General features: G+C 67.0%; 18 protein-coding genes and 3 pseudogenes. 13 read left to right on the top strand and 8 right to left on the bottom strand.

The genetic code is table 11. From position 1 onward, the window contains the following. Positions 1–10 precede the first annotated feature (10 nt). A complete protein-coding gene (locus AC5P8Z_RS11195) occupies positions 11–403 on the bottom strand; it encodes a DoxX family protein (RefSeq protein WP_286070026.1) in 393 nt (130 codons plus the stop codon). A gap of 118 nt (positions 404–521) precedes the next feature. On the opposite strand from AC5P8Z_RS11195, the gene AC5P8Z_RS11200 reads away from it, so the two are divergent. Together AC5P8Z_RS11200 and AC5P8Z_RS11205 are read left to right on the top strand one after the other, a co-directional pair. Beyond that, the gene (locus AC5P8Z_RS11200) at positions 522–941 is read left to right on the top strand and encodes an H-NS histone family protein (protein ID WP_495229045.1); all 420 of its coding nucleotides are present in this window, start codon (positions 522–524) and stop codon (positions 939–941) included. A 49-nt stretch (positions 942–990) separates the two neighbouring features. Further along, the gene (locus tag AC5P8Z_RS11205) at positions 991–1,398 is read left to right on the top strand and encodes a hypothetical protein (protein ID WP_295567068.1); all 408 of its coding nucleotides are present in this window, start codon (positions 991–993) and stop codon (positions 1,396–1,398) included. Positions 1,399–1,422: 24 nt separating this feature from the next. On the opposite strand, the gene AC5P8Z_RS11210 is transcribed toward AC5P8Z_RS11205, so the two are convergent. Beyond that, a complete protein-coding gene (locus AC5P8Z_RS11210; protein WP_495229046.1) occupies positions 1,423–2,064 on the bottom strand; it encodes a glutathione S-transferase family protein in 642 nt (213 codons plus the stop codon). 476 nt (positions 2,065–2,540) lie between these two features. Here AC5P8Z_RS11210 and AC5P8Z_RS11215 point away from each other — a divergent pair, with 476 nt between their 5' ends. Next, positions 2,541–2,993, top strand: coding sequence for a PA2169 family four-helix-bundle protein (locus AC5P8Z_RS11215; RefSeq protein WP_005419568.1), 453 nt, complete (start codon positions 2,541–2,543; stop codon positions 2,991–2,993). 90 nt (positions 2,994–3,083) lie between these two features. On the opposite strand, the gene AC5P8Z_RS11220 is transcribed toward AC5P8Z_RS11215, so the two are convergent. After that, positions 3,084–6,476 (bottom strand): autotransporter domain-containing protein, encoded by a 3,393-nt coding sequence (locus AC5P8Z_RS11220; protein WP_495229047.1) that lies wholly within the window; start codon positions 6,474–6,476, stop codon positions 3,084–3,086. A gap of 189 nt (positions 6,477–6,665) precedes the next feature. Between AC5P8Z_RS11220 and AC5P8Z_RS11225 the strand changes: the two genes are divergently transcribed. Both AC5P8Z_RS11225 and AC5P8Z_RS11230 read left to right on the top strand, forming a co-directional pair. Further along, entirely contained in the window at positions 6,666–6,866 is a 201-nt protein-coding gene (locus AC5P8Z_RS11225; RefSeq protein WP_495229048.1) for a hypothetical protein, read from the top strand. 114 nt (positions 6,867–6,980) lie between these two features. After that, entirely contained in the window at positions 6,981–7,331 is a 351-nt protein-coding gene (locus tag AC5P8Z_RS11230; RefSeq protein ID WP_495229049.1) for a VOC family protein, read from the top strand. Between the two features lie 15 nt (positions 7,332–7,346). Here the strand turns inward: AC5P8Z_RS11230 and AC5P8Z_RS11235 are convergent. Beyond that, positions 7,347–7,499: pseudogene (locus AC5P8Z_RS11235) on the bottom strand (TetR/AcrR family transcriptional regulator); the annotation flags it as partial. Between the two features lies 1 nt (position 7,500). Here AC5P8Z_RS11235 and AC5P8Z_RS11240 point away from each other — a divergent pair. Next, positions 7,501–7,740, top strand: a complete 240-nt coding sequence (locus AC5P8Z_RS11240; protein WP_495229050.1) for a hypothetical protein — start codon at positions 7,501–7,503, stop codon at positions 7,738–7,740. 10 nt (positions 7,741–7,750) lie between these two features. On the opposite strand, the gene AC5P8Z_RS11245 is transcribed toward AC5P8Z_RS11240, so the two are convergent. Then, positions 7,751–8,050 carry a KGG domain-containing protein gene (locus AC5P8Z_RS11245; RefSeq protein ID WP_286070015.1) on the bottom strand — a complete coding sequence of 100 codons (300 nt, stop codon included), beginning with the start codon at positions 8,048–8,050 and terminating at the stop codon, positions 7,751–7,753. A gap of 196 nt (positions 8,051–8,246) precedes the next feature. Then, positions 8,247–8,453: pseudogene (locus AC5P8Z_RS11250) on the bottom strand (MarR family transcriptional regulator); the annotation flags it as partial. On the opposite strand from AC5P8Z_RS11250, the pseudogene AC5P8Z_RS11255 reads away from it, so the two are divergent. From AC5P8Z_RS11255 to AC5P8Z_RS11265, 3 genes and pseudogenes are all read left to right on the top strand, one after another. Then, a pseudogene (locus AC5P8Z_RS11255) lies at positions 8,447–9,037 on the top strand (S41 family peptidase); the annotation flags it as partial. The pseudogenes AC5P8Z_RS11250 and AC5P8Z_RS11255 overlap by 7 nt on opposite strands. A 98-nt stretch (positions 9,038–9,135) precedes the next feature. Beyond that, entirely contained in the window at positions 9,136–10,029 is an 894-nt protein-coding gene (locus tag AC5P8Z_RS11260; RefSeq protein WP_495229051.1) for an NAD-dependent epimerase/dehydratase family protein, read from the top strand. Between the two features lie 208 nt (positions 10,030–10,237). Then, positions 10,238–12,769 (top strand): methyl-accepting chemotaxis protein, encoded by a 2,532-nt coding sequence (locus tag AC5P8Z_RS11265; RefSeq protein WP_295567055.1) that lies wholly within the window; start codon positions 10,238–10,240, stop codon positions 12,767–12,769. Between the two features lie 98 nt (positions 12,770–12,867). On the opposite strand, the gene AC5P8Z_RS11270 is transcribed toward AC5P8Z_RS11265, so the two are convergent. Next, positions 12,868–13,254: a DUF2628 domain-containing protein gene (locus AC5P8Z_RS11270; protein ID WP_286070010.1), complete on the bottom strand. Its 387-nt coding sequence runs from the start codon at positions 13,252–13,254 to the stop codon at positions 12,868–12,870. Between the two features lie 216 nt (positions 13,255–13,470). On the opposite strand from AC5P8Z_RS11270, the gene AC5P8Z_RS11275 reads away from it, so the two are divergent. Beyond that, entirely contained in the window at positions 13,471–13,644 is a 174-nt protein-coding gene (locus AC5P8Z_RS11275) for a hypothetical protein (RefSeq protein WP_286070008.1), read from the top strand. Between the two features lie 60 nt (positions 13,645–13,704). Here AC5P8Z_RS11275 and AC5P8Z_RS11280 read toward each other — a convergent pair whose 3' ends face one another. Next, entirely contained in the window at positions 13,705–15,750 is a 2,046-nt protein-coding gene (locus AC5P8Z_RS11280; protein WP_495229052.1) for a TonB-dependent receptor domain-containing protein, read from the bottom strand. Positions 15,751–16,245: 495 nt separating this feature from the next. Between AC5P8Z_RS11280 and mdoH the strand changes: the two genes are divergently transcribed. The 3 genes from mdoH to AC5P8Z_RS11295 are packed head-to-tail and all read left to right on the top strand — an operon-like array spanning position 16,246 to position 19,928. Beyond that, positions 16,246–18,171 carry a glucans biosynthesis glucosyltransferase MdoH gene (mdoH, locus tag AC5P8Z_RS11285; RefSeq protein WP_286070006.1) on the top strand — a complete coding sequence of 642 codons (1,926 nt, stop codon included), beginning with the start codon at positions 16,246–16,248 and terminating at the stop codon, positions 18,169–18,171. A gap of 50 nt (positions 18,172–18,221) precedes the next feature. After that, complete coding sequence (locus AC5P8Z_RS11290; RefSeq protein ID WP_495229053.1) at positions 18,222–18,881, top strand: alpha/beta hydrolase; 660 nt, start codon at positions 18,222–18,224, stop codon at positions 18,879–18,881. A gap of 3 nt (positions 18,882–18,884) precedes the next feature. Beyond that, positions 18,885–19,928 (top strand): sensor histidine kinase, encoded by a 1,044-nt coding sequence (locus AC5P8Z_RS11295; protein ID WP_495229054.1) that lies wholly within the window; start codon positions 18,885–18,887, stop codon positions 19,926–19,928. Position 19,929: the final 1 nt, after the last annotated feature.

The following is a 19,929-nucleotide window of genomic DNA, read 5'->3' on the forward strand; positions in this document are numbered from 1 at the left end:
TGCCGCGTGCTCATCCGCGTCGCCCACGCCCATCAACGCTGTACCGCCCGGCCCCGGTGCAGGCCAGCAGCAGGAACCCACCGGCCAACCCCAGATTCTTCAGGAACATGATCTGCTGGGTCTGATCGGCGACGTTGTGGTGGAAGATGAAAGCGGTGACCAGGCTGAAGCCTGCCAGCACGATCGATACCAGCCGGGTCTGAAAGCCGAGCAGGATGCACAGGCCGCTGCCGATCTCGAAGGCGATGGTGGGCCAGAGCAGGATGCCGGGTACCCCCATGGCCTCCATGTAGCCCTGGGTACCGCTGAGATCGCCGAGCTTGCCCAGCCCGGAGACCAGGAACAGCGCCATCAGCAGGATGCGCGCAAGCAGGTAGGCGAGCGAATGCGGTGAGTTGCTCACGTCCGGTTCCTCGGAGACGGCTGGCGAAGGCGATCGGAGCCCACCGGCAGTGAAGCCCGTGTCTACGTACCGGGTGAGGCGCCTTGACAGCTGACCGCCCGCAGGAGACCTTTCCACCATGACGATCGATATTGAATCGCTCAGCCTTCGGGAGCTGGGCGCCTTGGTGGTTGCCGCTGAACAGCGGAAACAGCTCATTTCCCGCCGCCGTCCGGCCAGTGCGGTGCGGCGGATCTTGAAGGCCGCCGCGGCGGAAGCCGGTTACACCATTGAAGAACTCTTCGGTGACGAAACCCCGGAAGCACCAGAGCCGTCCCGCAAGCCCGCCCGCCGTAAATCCGGCAAAGTCGCGCCAAAATATCGCGATCCGGAATACAAGCGCCTGACCTGGACCGGTCGCGGCCGCATGCCGCGCTGGTTGGCGTCCAAGGTGTCGATGGGCCACAAGGTCACCGATTTCCTGATTCCTGGCCTGGCCAGGCCGACCGCTGGCAAGACCAGCACCATCGGCAAGCGGACCGTCATCAAGAAGGGATGAGGCTGCGGCACTGCTACCCTGCGCGGGTCTTCCAACCAAGGAGCACGGGATGGCACACGAGGGCGGCGTGACGATCACGCCGAAAGTCCTGTACACCGCCGCAGGCGCGGCCGTGCTGATCAGCTTGCTGGCCTGGTCGGTGGAGTGGAGCGGGTTGGCCTACGTCTGCCCCTATTGCCGCGTGCAGCGCACAGCCATCGGCCTGCTGGGCCTGCTGACGTTGTTCGCGCGGCCGGGTGGCCTCATCGTGCCGTGGCTGGCGTTCACCACGGGCGGCTTCGCCTTCGTGGTCGCGGCAATGCAGCATTTCAACGGCTGGAAGCGCATTTCCGCCGGTGATTTCAGTTTCAACGCGCAATGGTATATCGACCCATGGCTGTTGTCCGGCTGCGCGATGCTGATCCTGGTGGCGCAGTTGATGCTGGTGCAGGCCGCCTGCCGACGCAGGGTGCGCTGAGCGTTTCCACGCATGGCGTGGTGATTACGCATTCTGGAACACCGCCAACTGCGCCGCGAACGCTCGCTGATAGGCGGGACGCTGCGTCGCCCGTGCCACATAGGCCACCAGCAGCGGGTACTCATCGAGCAGGCCACTGCTCTTCAGGCGCAGCAGCACCGAGACCATCATCAGGTCGCCCGCGCTGAACGTGCCTTCCAGCCATGCCGCTGTGCCCAGCCACGCAGACAGCTGCGAGAGACGCATCCGCACGCGCTCGTCCAGCATCACCAATCGCTGTGCATACCAGGGCTGCTCGCGCTCCAGCACCCACGCCATGGAGCGCTCGACGATGGGCGGTTCCACCGTGTTCAGGGCGGCGAACACCCACATGATCGCGCGCATGCGCGCGTCCGGGGCGCGCGGCAGCAGGCCAGGGTGCAGCTCGGCCAGCTGCAGGACGATCGCTCCGGATTCAAACAGCACCTGGTCGCTATCCTGCCAAGTGGGAATCTGCCCGAACGGGTTCCGTGCCAGATGCGCGGGCTGTTTCATCTCGGCGAAGCTCAGCGGCTGCACGTCATAGGGCACGCCAAGTTCCTCCAGTGCCCAGCGCACGCGCATGTCGCGGGCCAGCCCCTGGCCGCGGTCGGGGGAGGTGGCGAAAGCAGTGAGAACCGGCGACATCGGGACGCTCCCGCAGGACGAAAGGCCTGCCTTTACTCCTCCGACGAATGACGGTCCTCGGAATCGACATCGCCGATATCGATGTACACGTGGCCTGCACGGACTCTGCACGCACACGCTGGCGCACTTCCATCAGGCTGCCGGGGTCATCCGTACAGACAGGCAGGCAGACATGAATACTCCAGGCAAACCCACGCCAAGCTGGCGCCAGCGAAACGTACTGATGGGAGCGCTCGCCGCGGTACTGGTGATCGTGCTGATCATCCTCTTCGTGCCGTGGTGATGCAGGCGAAGGGCTGTTCGATGTGAACGGCCCAACGCTATGGCGTGAAGCAGTCAGTGCGGGTTGGGTGAAGTGACGTGCGCATCAATCGGTACTCACCCGCGAACCACGCCGAGGTGTCCACAGTGGTCCCACAGGCAGCGTCGCGATGCTGCTTTTCTCCCCCGCATATCGATCCCACAGGAGCAATGACATGAGCACCCAGTCGACCATCGAACATCGCCTCAACGACCTGATCGAGATCGCCCGCGATGGCAAGTCCTTCTATGAAGAAGCGGCGACCAAGGTCAAGGATGCCGAGCTGTCGGCACTGTTCACCCGCATCGCCGGCGTCAAGGGCCGCATCGTGGCCGCACTGAGTGGCTCGGTTGCTGCCAGTGGCGGAAAGCCGGCCGAGCACGGCACCGTTGTCGGTTCGATGCAGCAGTTCTACGGCAAGGTCCGCGCTGCGTTCGGTGATACCAACTACGGCTACGTGGCCGAGCTGGAGGAGTCCGAGGATCGCCTGCTGGGCGCGTTCAAGGACGTGCTGAAGGACAACGAGCTGCCGCCGGCCGTGCGCCAGGAAGTCACCCAGCTGTTGCCCGAAGTGCAGGAATGCCATAACGTCATGCGCGCCCGCAAGCACGCCATGAAGGCGGCTTGATCAAACTGCACCGAGCATAAAGAAAAAAGGGGCGGCCGCGAGGCCGCCCCAAACCGTCAAGAGAGCACGCGCCCGGAAGGGCGCGCGTGTTCAGAAACGAACCGACCAGCGCACGTTTGCGGCGTGATCGCGGCTCTCACTGCCGAACTGGCCGCTGTAGCCGAGCTCCAGCTGCTGGCGCGGGGTCAGCCATGCCGACAGGCCCAGCTCGGCCACCACGGCGCCGTCGGCGATCGGCGCGCCTTCGACCCCGAACGTGGTGCTGCTGTTGGCGAAGGCGAGGTTGCCCACTTGGCTGCGGTCGCCCGAGGCGTGGCGATAGCCCAGGCCGCCGCGCAGGTGCAGCCAGCTGTCCTGCTGGAACGATGCCTTCAGGCCCTTGTCGAAGCGCACGCCGGCCGTGGCGACTGTGGTGGCAGTGTCCTCGACCTTGCCGTGCAACGCTGCAGCGCCGCCTTGTTCGTTGATCTGCTTCAGGTCCACCTCCACGCGTGCAACCTGCAGGTAGGGCTCCAACCCGGCCTCCGGGCCGCCGAAGCGGTAGCCGGCTTCGACGAAGGCCTGGCGGGTACGCGCGTCGTAGCGCGCACTCAGGCTGTCGCTGAACCCAGCAAAGGCGATATCACGCGTGCTCTTCACCTTGTGCTGGCTCCATGCCAGGCCACCGCGCAGTCCGAAGCCGCCCCATGCGTGGCTGGCATACGCACCGAAGTGGGTGTTGTCGATCTTCGACTTTGCGCGACGTTCCTGCTGCTTCACGTCGGTGCGCCCCGTGCCGGCCAGAACGCCGATCTGCCAGCCACCAAACTCGCGGTCGATGCCGGCCAGCAGACCAGTGCTGTTGGCTTCGGTACGCGCAGTATTGGCGTTGCCGTCCAGCTTGCTGTTGCCGCCAAGGGCCTGCACCCACGCGCCGCTGGCGTCGCCCGTATCGGCCCCCGGTGACGCTGCACCGGCACGACGTGACAGTGCGGCATCGCGCACATAGCGGCTGCCTTCAACCAGGGCCAGGGCCGTGGCAGGATGCAGCTCGCCACCGAGGCCGTCCAGTACACCGCCAAGCTGCTGCGGGAACAGCTGGGTCAGCGGCCTGGGCAGGCCCTGGTTGATTGCCAGCAGGTCCGCCGCCGTGGCCACCGCGCGCTGGTTCGGCGTGGTGGCGGCGCTGGCCAGCGAGGCACCGCGTGCCACGTCGATACGGGTGCCATTGGCACCGTAGGCGAGGCTGAACTGCAGGAACGGCGAGAATGCACTGAAGTCGGTCTTGGCGAACTGGCCGCTGACACCGCCGTCGGCGCGGATGAAGTTGAACTGTTCGCCCAGATAGTAGGTGCCCGGTTCCGGCAACGCGACCAGCGTACCGCCGAGGGTGGCGGTACCGGTCACGTGCAACTGGTCACTGCGCCCGCCCGGAGCAAGTTCGGCGGCATAGACGCCGGTTGCACCCTGTACGTAGTTGCCGTTGATGGTCAGCGTGCCGATCGAATTGCCGGGCGCGATGATGCCGTCGACGTGGGTGCTGCCGAGCGTACCGACACCCTTCAGCAGGCCGTTGGCACCGACCGTGGTGGTACCGCCGGTCTGCGTGCCGTTGAAGGACACCACGCCACCGTTGACGGTCAGGTTGCTGTCCTTCAGCACGCCGCTGGCGCTGACCGTACTGACGCCACCGGTGGTGGTCAGTGCGGTGGAAACCAGGCTGCCGTTGAGCAGGAACTGCCCCGCCTGTACCTCGACCGCAGACGTGAGGGTGTTGGCGCCGTTCAACTCCAGCGTGCCCTCACGAAGCACTGCGCCGTTGAAGCTGTTGTCGCCGCTCAGGCGCAGCCAGCCGATGCCCGACTTTGTCAGTTTTCCGGGGCCACCGATGTCGTTGGTCCAGTCATCCCAGGCGTCGCCTTCCCAGACCTTCAGGCCACCGGCCTTCTGGTTCATCACCACGTTGGTATCCACGCGCAGCGAGCCGTAGCCTTCGATGGCCTTGCGCAGATCCATCAGGCCCCAGCCGTAGATCTCGTCGATACCCGGTGCGCCAAGGTCGCGTGCGGTGGTCAGCAGCACGTCGCGCACCTGCGCGCTGTCCAGGTAGGGGAAGCGTTCGAACAGCAGGCCGAGCGCACCGGTGACGTGCGGTGCGGCCATCGACGTGCCGCTGAGCAGCCCGTAGCTGTAGGTCGGCACGCGCTGGGTGACGTCGAGCGACAGGTTGCCGTTGGCATCAACGCCCAACGACGCCGCAACCGCGGAGTCATCGCCGTAGACCGTGGAGTTGATGTTGGAGCCCGGGGCCGCCAGGCACCAGTTGGCGCTGAGGCCGCACTTGTTGGAGGTCAGGCTGAGGGTGAAATCCTGTCCAACGTTGACTACGCTGAGCCAGTATTTTTCGATGTCGGCGAAGGCACGCGGCAGGGTGGCGTACATACCGGCGATAGGGCTGGCAGATACAGGAGCGGCAGCATCCCGTGCAGGTGAATTGCCCGCGGCCCAGACCTGGATCATGCCCCTGGCGCGGGACCCGTCTGCATAAGTGGCAAGGTAGTCGCGATAGTCTGGATCGTTGTAGATCTGATCCATCAGTACTGCATTGGGCTCCTTGGTCAGGCCCCAGCTGTGGTTGACCGCGCGAACGCCCTGGGCGTTCATCTGCGCGTACATGTCGACTACGGCGGACGAGTCGGGACCTACGCCGCCCAGCGAGACCACGGAATAGCCGGTCGCCGTACGCTGCCATTCGCTGGCGCTGTTGAAGAACAGGCGGGCGACGCTGAGATCTGCCCCGAAGGCGACGCCATGCATGCCGTTGCCATCGCGATTGGCGGCAATGGTGCCGGCCACATGGGTGCCGTGTACTTCGTAGCCGATACCGGGCTGTACATAGGGACCCGCCACGATCAGATCGCGGATGTTCTGGGGGACGTTTGCGTTGAACCCGACGTAGCTGACCTGCACGTCGTCGCCATCACTGGAGAAGCAGGCGCCGGGACCCGTGAGCTGTGCAGTGTTGGTGCAGCGCGTGCCATCAGCGAGCACGTCGGCGATGTGGATGCTGCGATGGTTCTTTCCGGCGAACTCCGGATGATCCAGGCCGGTGCCACTGTCGAACACGCCAAGGCGGATGCCGGTACCCGTCAGGCCGCGCGCGTAGGCGTCGTCGGCATGGGTCGCGGCCAGGCCCCAGTCGGCGTTGAATTCTTCCGTGCGCCAGCTGGCCGGATCACCCGGATTACCGAGGATCGAGGTGGTGCTGGCTGCTGCTGCGGGCGTTGCGGCCACCCGGTTCGCGCCGGCCGGCGAGCTTGCCAGCGACGCGGGCTGCGCCCACGCGGCCTGCAGTTGGCGCTGCTGCTGCCAGGCGTCGAGTGAGTCGCTGGCCATGGCGGGCAACGCGGCAGCCAGCAACAGGGAACTGGCTACGGCCAACGCCAGGCGGCTGTGCAGCGGGGAGCGGGAGTGGGACGAACGGCCGTGCAGCGGGTGATTCATCGGACAACATTCCTTGGTTGACGGACAACAACGCCGTTAACCCCGCAGGGCGCCGATCACCCCCAGTGATGTGAAGGAATTTTTATGAACGCGTTAAGGTAGTGTGACACGGGTATTCACCTGGCCTCCCGGCTCCCCGGCTACCGTGAGCCGGCCTGGGCTCACCAGGCTTATCAGGGAGTGATGTCGATGCGTGTTATCAGGAAGGTGATCGCAGTGGCGGTGTTCGCGTTGGCGTGTACCGGTTCGGTGGCAGTGGCGGGGCCGGTAGAACCTTGCGACAAGCCGTGCTGGCGGGCCTATCAGATGTGCCTGGCCAGTGGCGCCGATGCTGGGGAATGCGAGCAGGCGTACAACACCTGCGTGGTCGATCTGTGCATGGGCGTGTGAGTCGCGCCGATTGAGCCGTGTGGGAGCCCCGCCATCGGCGGGGCTCTTCTGTTTCCGCCGGGCATGTCAGCCTCGATACGGTAGGCTCGGCATGTCTTCATGGTGAGGAATGTCATGGCCGTCAAACGCATCGTTCCCAACATCGCCACACCGGAACCCGAACGGGCCGCTGCCTTCTACGGCGAGCTGCTCGGCATGCCAGTGGTGATGGACCATGGCTGGATCGTCACCCATGGCGGGCAGGGCAGTGCACTGGCGCAGGTCAGTTTTGCCAGTGAGGGCGGTTCCGGCACGCCGGTGCCGGACCTGTCGATCGAAGTGGACGACCTGCAGCAGGTGCTGGAGCGCATGCGTTCGGCTGGTGTCGCGCTGGAGTATGGCCCGGCCGACGAACCCTGGGGCGTGCGCCGCTTCTTCGTCCGCGATCCCTTCGGGCGGCTGCTGAACATCCTCGCTCACGCCTGAGCGGGCAGCGTCGCTTCAGCGGCGTCTGCCGCCGTGCGTCGGCGCTGCCGGAACGCCGACCATGCGCAGGCGATCAGCCACCACCGCTGCGATGAAGACCTCCGCATCCTGCGCTGGCATGGCGATCAGGTCATCGGTGCCGCCGTGCACGCCGGCCTGGATCATCGCCTTGCTGGGCAGCCTGATGGGTCAACACGCCGTGCAGCAGTTCGCCGCGTCCGCGCAGGGCCCAGGTCAGCAGCGGCTTGTTGCGCAGGCGCGTGATCTCATCCTGCGCCCGGGATCGCTGCACGCCGCGCCGCAGTATCGCAGTGCCATGGCCGCCGGCGTCGGCTGGGCGATGGCAGTGGCAGGCACGCTGGTCCTGCTCGTGGCTGCGGAACTGTACCGTCGACGGGCCGCGGCCTGAGGGCGCGGTATCACCGCTGCTGGTGATGTGGATCCTCTGCGCCATGCCCGGCTTGCTGTTGCTGTTGCTGCTGGCGGGCATTGGCGTGGCGGGCATGCCCACCTTCACGTCCGATCGCGGCCATGTGCTGCCGATCACGGCTGATCGCCTCGCCGCCCTTGCGGCCTGCCGCGCGTGCCTCGTCGGGGCTGAACTCATGCGCATTGCCGGAAGCATGCGCGGCACGCCCGCCTTTGGCAGCGATCGCGCGCTGCTTGGCCTGGTCCATCGAGGCGAAGCCCCGGTTGGAGCGGTGATTCTGCTCAGTCATGGGAAGTCTCCTGCTGCATGGGTGGCGCCGTGGTCGGCGACGGCGCCCATGCTTGGCCAACGCGTGCTAAGTCCAGGTCGCCATCGCGGTCGTGGCCTTCACGCGATGTGCGCACCTGGTTGATGGCGGCGCCATTCAGACGAACGCTGCGGCAGGCATCAGCGAAGATGCGGGGCGTCATCGAGACGGCGCTGTGTCAGCGCCGACGGGCGTCGCCCAGGCGTTGCGCGAACGGTCGTTGCTCCAGCGCCTGCAGTGCCTCGCGCAGCACCTGCTCCAACGACTGTCCGAGATCCGCATCGAGGCTGCGTGCGGCACGTGCGGTGGCCTGCCATTGCGCCTGCAGCGCCGGCAGTGCCTGCAGGGCAAGCGGGCTCAACTGCAGGATGCGTTCGCGGCTGTCGCGAGGTGCGGGTGCTGGAGGGCAACATCGGCTACCTGCGGCTGAGCACCTTCCATCCGCTCGATCTGGCTCGCCCCAAGCTGGCGGCGGCGTTCACCCTGCTGGCCGACACCGATGGCCTGGTGCTGGACCTGCGCCAGAACGGCGGCGGTGACGATGGCAGCGCGGACCTGCTGGTACGCACGCTGCTGGAGGCCAGCGTTACCCAGGTGCAGGCCGTTGAGCATCGCGGCCAGCGCACGGCGGTACCACTGCCGCCGGCGAGCCTGCCGCTGTACCTGAAGCCGCTGGTCGTGCTGATCGACCGCCGCACCGGCTCGGCGGCCGAGTTCGTCGCCTGTTCGCTGCAGGCCCTGGGACGTGCGCGCATCGTCGGCGGCCGCAGTGGTGGCGCCGCACATATGTTCGATGATCCTGTGCTGCTGCCGGACGGTTATCAGATCAGCATTCCGGACCGCCAGCCCATCAACCTGCGTACCGGCGGCAACTGGGAGCGCACCGGTGTGACGCCCGATGTTGCAGGTGGCGAAGATCCGTTGTTCATCGCACGGCAGTTGCTGGCGCCCTCGAAGTCGTCAGGATGAACGCACATCTGCAACACCGCCCTATCGCAGACGACATGCAGCATGCCTAGAATCGAGGCATCCCGGTAGTTCCCGGGCGCTTCGAGTGAATGGACTCAATGAAGATTCTGTTGACCGGCAGTTCCGGGCGGATCGGGCGCGCGATCTTCGGTGCGTTGGCGGCTGCCCATGAAGTGGTGGGCCTGGATCGCAGCCCGTTTGCCACCACGCGCATCATTGCCGATGTCACCGATCATCAGGCCGTCGTACGCGCGGTGCAGGGCGTCGACGCGGTCATCCATACCGCGGCCCTGCATGCCCCGCACGTTGGCCTGGTACCGGATACGGTGTTCCAGCAGATCAACGTGGACGCCACTGCGCACCTGCTGCAGGCGGCGCGCGAAGCCGGTGCTCGGCGCTTCGTGCTGACCAGTACCACGGCGCTGTACGGCCATGCCGTGGTGGCGGGGGGGTGCCGATGGATCGACGAGGATACCGAGCCGTTGCCGCGCACGATCTACCACTGCACCAAACTGCAGGCCGAGGCCCTGGCTGAAGCCGCCGCTGCGCCGGAGTTCAGTGTGCGCGTGCTGCGGATGGGGCGCTGCTTCCCGGAACCGCCGGAGCGGATGGCGATGTTCCGCCTGCACCGCGGCATTGACGCGCGTGACGTGGCCAGCGCGCATGCGGCGTTGCTGCTCGATGAGGGCGCGGCCTTCGACCGCTACATCGCCTGCGCGGCGACACCGTTCCGGCGCGAGGACTGCCTGGAGCTGGCCACCCAGCCGCGCAACGTGTTGGCCCGGCGCGTGCCGCAGTTGCTGGCCGAGTTCGAGCGCCGTGGCTGGCCGTTGCCGCTGAGCGTCGATCGCGTCTACGACAGTGCCCGTATCCGCAGGGAGCTGGGCTGGCAGCCGCGCTTCGGGCCGGACGACGTGCTGCAGCAGTACGCCTCAGGCAGCATCGAAGTGTTGCCACGCGCGGAGTGGATCAGGGACCGGGTGGCCGAGTAGGGGAGACGGGACGGGTTTCCGGCTCGTCCCTGAGCGGATTCAGGAATGTGCACGCCGGGCGCCTCAACCTGGTGGGCTGGCGGCCGCTAACCCGGTGCGCTTCCAGCGCCGGGCGGTCCCCGGCGGCCGGCAGCCTGCGCGATGGATCGCGCGCCTGCGCGGTGCCCTTGCGGTGCCGGTTGTCCTGAACTGCCTTGCGGATCCTTCCATGCCTTCTTCCCGTTCCGCCGCTGCCCGCCGCCCGGGCAGCATCGCCCACAAGCTGATGCTGGGTACCGCCGTCATCGCGCTGCTGTGCTTCGGCCTGACGGCGTTCCTGATCTATCGCCAGGCCAGCGCCAGCCTGATCGATGCCTCGCGCCAGACCATGACCAGCGAGGCCAATGCCGAGGCGCGCCAGGTCGCGGCCGACCTGGGCACCGCCTTCGCCAGCAACGATGCGATGGTTGAAGCCGTGCTGGCCCAGCGCGCGCGTGGCGACGTGCCCGACCGCGCCAGCCTGGCCGCGGTGATTGGCGAGCAGCTGCGCACCCACCCCGAATGGCTGGGCAAGAGCACCATGTGGGAGGCCAACGCCTTCGATGGCAAGGATGCCGAGTTCGCCAATACCGAGATGCACGATGCCAGCGGCCGCTACATGAGCTACTGGGCCTGGCATGACGGCAAGCCGCAGCAGTCGACCATGACCGACTACACCGAAGCCGCCGACGGTTCGGCCGACTGGTACGTGGTGCCCAGCCGCGACAAGCTGCCCAAGGTCAGCGAGCCCTACGCCTACGACATCGCCGGCCAGCAGGTGCTGATGAGCACGTTGAGCACGCCGATCGTGGAGAACGGCACGTTCCTCGGTGTGTTCACCGTGGACTTCTCGCTGGCGGCGCTGCAGAAGCATCTGGCGACGCTGACGCCGATGGGCGCTGGCCGCGTCGAACTGCTCTCGCCCAAGGGCGTAGTGCTGGCATCGGCCAATGCGGCCGAGATCGGCAAGCCGCGCAGCGACGCATTGACCCGCAGCATGCTGGCCGACATTGCCGCCGACCGCAGGTTTGAAGCCTTCACCCCGGACGCGGCCGGCAACGTACGCGTGTACGTGCCGCTGCGCGTGGGCGATGCCCCGCAGCGCTTCGCGCTGGGCGTGGTGATGCCGCATGCGGTGATCGTTGCCGAGGCCCGCCAGCTGCTGTGGCTGACCCTGCTGGTTGGCGTGGTGGCCGCGCTGACCCTCAGTGCCGGTGTCTACGTGCTGCTGCGCCGCCTGGCGATCCGCCCGCTGGCCGAAGCCGTGCGCGTGGCGGGCGACGTGGCCGCCGGCAAGCTGGACAGCACGCTGCCGGCACGCAGCAACGATGAAGTGGGCCGCTTGCTGGAGGCGATGCAGGGCATGCGTGGCCAGCTGCAGGCCGTGATGGCCGCGCAGGCGGAAATGGCGCGCCGCCACGATGCCGGCGAGCTCAGCTACCGCATGGACGCCTCGGCGTTTCCGGGCGAGTACGGCCGCATGGTGGCCGACAGCAACCAGCTGGTGGCCTCCAGCAATGCGGTCACCCAGCGCCTGGTCGAGGTGATGCAGCGCTACGCCGTAGGTGACCTCAGCGTGGACATGGAAGCACTGCCGGGCGAGAAGGCGGTGTTCACCGCCGCCATGGCCACCACCAAGCACAACCTGGCCGCGATCAATGAGCAGATCCGGCAACTGGCGGCTGCGGCCGCCGCCGGCGACTTCGCGGTGCGCGGTGATGCGCTGCGCTTCGACCACGATTTCCGCCGCATGGTGCAGACCCTCAACACCATGATGGAGGTGAGCGACCACAACCTGGCCGAGCTGTCGACGCTGCTGCGCGCGATTGCCGCAGGCGACCTGAGCGCGCGCATGCAGGGCGACTTCCACGGTGTGTTCGCGGTGATGCGCGATGATGCCAACAGCACCGTGCAGCAGCTGACCGGGATCGTCGGGCAGATCCAGCAGTCGGCGGCCAGCATCCGCCTGGCGGCGGGTGAGATTGCTGCCGGTAACAGCGACCTGTCGCGCCGCACCGAACAGCAGGCGGCCAACCTGGAAGAAACGGCCGCGTCGATGGAGGAGTTGACCTCCACCGTGCGCCAGAACGCCGACCACGCGCTGCAGGCCAACACCCTGGCCGGCTCCGCAGCGGGCGTGGCCAGCGAAGGTGGCCAGGTGGTCAGCCAGGTGGTGCAGACGATGGAGCAGATCGAAGCATCGTCGCAGCGCATCGCCGAGATCATCTCGGTGATCGACGGTATCGCGTTCCAGACCAACATCCTGGCGTTGAACGCGGCGGTGGAAGCCGCGCGGGCCGGTGAGCAGGGCCGCGGCTTCGCCGTGGTCGCCAGCGAGGTGCGCGCGCTGGCCCAGCGCTCGGCGGGTGCCGCGAAGGAAATCAAGGAGCTGATCGATGCTTCGGTGGCCCAGGTCGGTGCCGGAGCGCAGCTGGTGCACGGCGCCGGCCGCACGATGCAGGAGATCGTCGGCCAGGTCGGGCGGGTCAACGAGATCATGGCCGAGATCTCGGCCGCCTCGCGCGAACAGTCAGCCGGCATCGAGCAGGTCAACCAGACCGTGGTGCAGATGGATGAGACCACCCAGCAGAACGCCGCGCTGGTGGAGGAAGCCAGCGCTGCGGCACGCGCGATGGAAGAGCAGGCCGAGCAACTGGCGGTGGCGGTCTCGCGCTTCCGCCTGCAGGCCGAGCCGGTGGCCGTGGCACGCCGCGCGGCCTGAGGTCCGCTACGCGCACATGAAAACGCCCGGCCAAGGCCGGGCGTTTTCGTTTCAGCCGGTCACAGCGCACCGGATCCAGGTCCGGTGACGGCTTGGGTTCAGAACATCCCTTCGAAGGGGTTCCAGCTGGCGCGACCCTTCACCTGCTCCAGGTAGTAGCTGTAGTTGGTGCTTGAAGCAACCAGGAAGTTCATGGCGATGAACAGTGGACGCGCGACGACATCCGGCAGGAACAGCGAGACGATGGTCAGCACGATGCCGATGCCGATCACCACCAGTGCCTTGCGCCACATGCCCAGGATGAGCAGGTAGATGAAGCCGAAGAAGAAGGCGAAGAAGTTGATGTTGACCTTCAGGCGGTCGCCGAAGGACAACGCCTTCCAGGCCTGCTTGAAACCCGGTTCCTTGGGTGCGCCGTGCTGCTGGAAGAAGTTGAAGCGGAACTGCCACTTCGGGCTGAAGCGGGAGAGGTCGACTGTGTTCATTGACGTACACGTCCTTGTGGGAAAACGTTTACATGATACGGTGCGGCCGGTTCAGGAATCCACCCTGCAGCGTCGGAAATGTGACGCTCTATCCTGCATGGTGGTGCGGCGCAGGGGCGCACCGTCACCCACCCGCCTTGTTTTTAGGATAGGGTGCGCAGTTCCGCTGCCGCACCCGCTGAATCCGTGCGGCGGCGGGATGTCCATGGAGGCTGCATGACCACACCTGCTACACCGGAAAACGCACCGGGACCGGTGCTCCTGCCGACACCTGAAGTGGTGCAGGCACAACAGCTGCTCGCACGCCAGCAACTGGCGGTAGCGATGGACCGTGCACGCACGGCGGCTGTGCAGAGCGCGGCGCCGGCCGCCGCACTGGAAAGCGAGTAATCCGCAACACCGCCGATCGCGCTGGCCCGTCGCCAGCGCGATCGCGGCGGATGCTGCTGGTCAGAACCGCGCGGTCATGCTGAGGAAGTAGCTGCGCCCGGCCACGAAGTAGTCGGTGGAGCCTTCCGCATACAGCTTCTTGTCGGCCAGGTTGCTGACACCGCCACGCAGGGTCAGCACCTCGTTGACGTTCCAGGCCGCGGTCAGGTCATACAGCGTGTAGGCCTTGAGGAAGGTCGTCGCCGTGCCGGTCTGCTTGCCGGTGTACTGCGCCGACAGGCTGCTGGAAAACACCGTGCCGGGCGTCCAGTCCAGCGACGAATAGCCAGAGAATTCCGGTGTGTCGATCAGGTTGCGGCCGGTGGTCAGGTTCTTGGCTTCCTTCATCCAGGTGGCCGAGGTGCGCCAGCGCCAGTGCTCGCCGAAGCGGAAATTGAGGTTGCCCTCCATGCCGCTGGTGCGCGCGCGCTGCACGTTGCTCATGCGCGTCCACCAGATGCCGTTGAACCTGCCCAGCGGGGCGTACTCGATCTTGTTCCTGAAGTCGGTATGGAAGTAGGTCAGGCCGGCATCGACCAGGTCGTTGTCGAAGCTGATGCCGATCTCGCGGTTGGTACTGGTTTCCGGGTCCAGGTCCGGATTGCCGGCCATGTAGCAGCCGCCGCGCGTATAGCCCAGCGGGATCAGCGAGGTGCAGCCACGGCCACCGGACTGGGTGGCGGCGGTGGCGGAGTTCTCGGTCAGGCTGGGCGCGCGGAAGCCCTTGGAAATGCCACCACGGATCGTCCATTGTTCGGCCGGGTGCCAGACCAGGTAGGCGCGCGGACTGACATGGCCGCCAAACTTCCCATGATGGTCCAGGCGCGCGCCCAGGGTCAGCGCCAGGGTGCGGTGCAGTTTCAGCTCGTCTTCGACGAACAGGGCCCACGTATCCACTTCCAGATCGGAGCCGCTGACGGCATTGCCGGCATAGTCGATCGGCGCGCGGCCGATGGTGTCGGTGTTGGTCAGCTCCTGGCGCTTCCACTGGCCGCCCACGGCGAACTGATGTTCAACACCGAGGGTGAATGGCGTGGTCAGGCTGCCTTCGATGATCGTATCGGTCGCTTCGGAACGGCCGGTAGCACCGATGTCGTTCTTGTACTTGGTCCAGTACGCACTGATCTTCGAATTGCCGAAGCTCCACGTGCCATCGTGGTTGAGCGCCAGCGAGCTGCGCTTGAGTTCGCTGGCACCCCAGGCGCCTTCATCCTGCTTTTCCAGCGAGGCGTCGATGAAGGCCTGCTGCACGCCATGGCCGGCTTCCAGCGACAGTTCCTGCGCGTCGCTGAGCGTCCACTGCAGCAGCGCGTCGACATTGCGATCCTTCTCGCCGGCGTAGGCGTTGCCGTAGACACCACCGTTGGACTGGTCCGAGTCGCGGCGCATGCTGTTGGCACCGACGCGCAGGCCAAAGCGTTCGCCGAGCGGGCCGGAGAACGTGGCGCCGATCTGCTGGGTGTCACCGCGCTTGTCATCGCCGGGGCGGGTATAGCTGTGCGTCGCGCTGCCGTTCCATTCATCGCCGATGCGCCGGGTGATGATGTTGATCACGCCGCCCATGGCATCGGAACCGTACAGCGACGACATCGGCCCGCGCACCACTTCGATGCGCTCGATCTGGTCGGGCGAAATCCAGTTCAGGTCCTGTCGGCCAAGGTCCGGCCGGTAGTGGGTCGACGCCGAACTGCCCATGCGCTTGCCGTCCACCAGCACCAGCGTGTAGTTGGACGGCATGCCGCGCAGCTTGATCTTGGACTGCTCGCCGACGGCGCTGAGGCCGCCGGTCACGCCCGGCACACGGCTGAGCAGGGTGGCCAGGTCGTGCACCGGCTGGCGCGCGATGTCCTCGCGGCTGATCACGCTGATGCTGGCCGGCGCATCCTTGATCCACTGCTGGTTGCCCGAAGCGGTCACCACCACGGTATCCAGGTCCTTGGTGGAGGCATCGGCGCTGGCCTCGGCGGCGGCAAGGCCGGGCACGGTCAGCAGGCAGGCGGTGGCCAGGGCACTGGCCAGGCGAGTGCGCGGCAGGCGCGCGGAACGGGAACGGGACAGCTGGGACATGACGGCTTCCATCGGATGAGAGGGACCGGATGGAAGCGACGGGCGCGCGCAGACAAGCAGGCAGGCCCCCCTTCCATGGGTCGTAGGGCGCTCGGTTCGGGCCGGCGCAGCTGGGTGGGTCTCAGCCGTCCGGAAGACGGTGACCTGCCTGGTTAATGAAATGATAACCGTTCGCGTTTGTTACGATCCAGTACACCATGCAAAGAAGCGACATCGCGCCGCAGGGCGCGGCGTCGCCTGCTGTTTGCTGAATGGGGATAAATCCCGGCGTAGACCTTCGCACTCGGCTTACATCCGGCGCCCTAGACTGGGCCGCATTTTCGATTCCGCCCCGTTGGAGATCGTGTGGGTTCCGGTAGTGACAGACAGCGACTGTGCGGCCAAGGGCCGGCACAGCCAGGACAAGTGCGGGCGCCGGGAAGGCGCGCCGGGAACCCTCGTGCATGCAGCCCGGCCGGGACGGCCGGCCATGCCGACCGTGGGGAGTAAGCGGTGATGGGGGGGCAAACCATCCACGCAGAAGCGGATGCACCCCGGCTCGACGCCGGCTGGGCGCTGCTGCCCGCCGAATCACCGCTGCCGATGCCCGAGCAGACCCTGCGCGAGGGTGCGCTGAAGGTCCGTCGCCACCGAACCTCGCCACGCCTGATCGGCCTGCGCCGGTTCTACATCTTCGGCGGCACCCTGGCCATGACCGCCATCGCCACCCGCATGATGTGGCGGGTGCTGTCGGCCAATGGCATCAGCGTGCTGGAAGCGTGCCTGCTGGTGCTGTTCGTTGGCCTGTTCGCCTGGATCGCGCTGTCCTTCGCCAGCGCCCTGGCCGGCTTCCTGACCGCCGTGTTCGACCGTGGCTATCGCCTCGGCATCGACCCGGACAAGCCGCTGCCGACAGTGCACAGCCGCACCGCGCTGCTGATGCCCACCTACAACGAAGATCCGCGGCGCCTGCTGGCGGGCCTGCAGGCGATCTACGAATCGGTGGCGGCCACCGGTCAGCTCGAACGCTTCGACTTCTTCGTGCTCAGCGATACCCGACGCGAGGATATTGCCGCGGCCGAGGAACAGGTCTTCGCCGAACTGCGCGACCGCGTGCCGGACGGGCAGACGCGCCTGTTCTATCGCCGTCGCGGCGACAACAGCGGACGCAAGGCCGGCAACATCGCCGACTGGGTGCGCCGTTTCGGTGGCGCCTACCCGCAGATGCTGATCCTGGACGCCGACAGCCTGATGACCGGCGACAGCATCGTGCGCCTGGTGGCCGGCATGGAGCACAACGCCGATGTCGGCCTGATCCAGACCCTGCCGTCGGTGATCGGCGGCCGCACCCTGTTCGCCCGCATGCAGCAGTTCGGTGGCCGCGTGTACGGCCCGGTGATCGCCCGGGGCGTGGCCTGGTGGCATGGCGCCGAGAGCAACTACTGGGGCCACAACGCGATCATCCGCACCCGTGCCTTCGCCGACCACGCCGGCCTGCCGGCGCTGCCGGGGCGCAAGCCGTTCGGCGGCCACGTGCTCAGCCATGATTTCGTCGAAGCGGCGCTGATGCGGCGTGGCGGCTGGGCCGCGCACATGGTGCCGTACCTGGGCGGCAGCTACGAAGAAGGCCCGCCGACGCTGACCGACCTGCTGGTGCGCGACCGCCGCTGGTGCCAGGGCAACCTGCAGCACGGCAAGGTGGTCGGCAGCCGCGGCCTGCACTGGATCAGCCGCACGCACATGCTGATCGGCATCGGCCATTACTTCACCGCGCCGATGTGGGCGATGCTGATGCTGATCGGCATCGCCATTCCGTTGTTCCAGGAGGGCATCGACTTCAACGCCCTGCTGCACCTGTCCCCCAGCGTGTACTGGCGTGCCCAGGACGAGGAACAGGTGGTGCGCCTGTTCGCCGCGACCATGGCGGTGCTGCTGCTGCCCAAGGTGCTGGGCTACCTGGCGATGCTGCTGGACCCGGTCGACCGCCGTGGCTGTGGCGGCGCGATCCGCGCGTTCGTGTCGATGCTGGTGGAAACCGTACTGGCCGCGCTGATGGCGCCTGTGGTGATGTACGTGCAGTCGCGCGGCGTGGCCGAAGTGCTGTCCGGGCGCGATTCCGGCTGGGACGCACAGCAGCGTGACGATGGTGGCATCTCGTGGATGGCCCTGGTCCGCGGCTACGGCGGGCTGGGCGTGTTCGGTGCCTTCATGGGTCTGGTGGCCTGGGCGGTATCGCCGTCGCTGGCGGCCTGGATGGCGCCGGTGGTGATCGGCATGGTGCTGGCGGTGCCGGTGGTCGCCCTGACGTCCTCGCGCGGCCCCGGTGCCTTCCTGCATCGCCTGGGCCTGCTCGACATTCCCGAGGAGAACATTCCGCCGACGGTGCTGGTGCGCGCCGCCCAGCTGCGCCGGGAAGCGGCCGAGCAACCGCCGCTGTACTGATCGCCCCGCGCCAGCGGCATAATGCGGCTCGAACTTGAAGGAGCCGCATCATGCTGCAAACGGTCGAACAGGAAACCGGCGTATCGCCGCAGTGGTCGGTGATCTGGCTGCACGGCCTCGGCGCCGACGGCAATGACTTCGCGCCGATCGTGCCCGAACTGGTACGCCCGCACTGGCCCGCGCTGCGCTTCGTGTTCCCGCACGCACCGGTGCGGCCGATCACGATCAACAACGGCGTGCCGATGCGCGGCTGGTACGACATCGTCGGCATGGATTTCCGCTCGCGCGCCGACATGGCCGGGGTGCGGGAATCGGTGGCACAGCTGGATGCGCTGATTGCGCGTGAGATCGAGCGCGGCATCGCGCCGGAGAAGATCTTCCTGGCCGGCTTCTCGCAGGGCGGCGCGATCATCCTCACCGCCGCACTGTCGCGCACTGCGCCACTGGCTGGCCTGATCGCACTGTCCACCTATCTGCCGGAAGCCGAGAGCGCCAAGCGCGTTGACGGTGCGGTGCAGGTGCCGGTGTTCATGGCCCATGGCAGCATCGACCCGGTGATTCCGCAGGCGGTGGCCGTACACAGCGCGCAGGCCCTGCAGGCGCTGGGCCTGGACGTGGAATGGCACAGCTACCCGATGGCCCACCAGGTCTGCGCTGAAGAGATCCAGGCGCTGGGTGACTGGTTGCAGGAACGGCTGGGCGCCGCCTGAGCCATGCCCCCGGCCAGCACACCGCCGTGGATGCCGGAACTGTGCCGCCTGCCGCGGCTGGCGGCGATGCTCGGCCTGGCCGAGCTGGTGGTGGTGGTGCTGGCCCTGGCTCCGGATGGCAGTCGTCATTGGACCTTCGGCGAACTGTTGTCGGCCAGCGGCTTTGCGCTGTGGCTGGCGCTGGCGGTGACCGCCAGCCTGTGCCTGCTGCGGCAGGCGTTGTCGAGGCTGCCGCAGATGCTGGGTGCCATCGCGGCGATCGCGCTGGCGACCCTGATCGCGGTGGTCTGCGCCGGCATCGTGCACGCACTCTACGCGGTGCTGGGCGACAGCTTCGCCCGCGGCATCAGCTTCTGGCGCTTCACCCTTGGCAGTGCGGCGACCACGGCACTGATCGCCGCGCTGGCCCTGCGCTACTTCTACGTGAGCGATCGCTGGGCGGCGCAGGTGCAGGCCAACGCGCGCGCGCAGGCTGACGCGCTGCAGGCGCGCATCCGCCCGCATTTCCTGTTCAACAGCATGAACCTGATCGCCAGCCTGCTGCATCGCGATCCGGCGGTGGCCGAACGCGCGGTGCTGGACCTGTCCGACCTGTTCCGTGCCGCGCTGGGCGCGGGCGAGGGCGACTCCACCCTGCGCGACGAATGCGAGCTGGCCGAGCGCTATCTGTCGATTGAATCGCTGCGCCTGGGCGAACGCCTGCAGGTGCGCTGGCAACGCGACGAGCCGCTGCCGTGGGACCTGCCACTGCCGAGGCTGGTACTTCAGCCACTGGTGGAAAACGCCGTGCTGCATGGCATTTCACGCCTGCCCGAGGGCGGCACCATCGAGCTGCAGCTGCACCGCGACGGCAATGAACTGCAGATCCAGGTGCGGAATCCCGCGCCGGACCCGCAGGCACCGGGGCTGGCACTGGCGCGTGGTGCCGGACATGCCCAGCACAGCATTGGTCATCGGCTGGCCTGGCGCTTCGGCAGCGCCGCGCGGATGACGGCTGGCTGGAGCGAGGGCTACTATGCCTGCCAGGTGACAGTGCCGATCCAGTGAG

The organism is Stenotrophomonas sp. YJH_SMC_17, assembly GCF_059371655.1.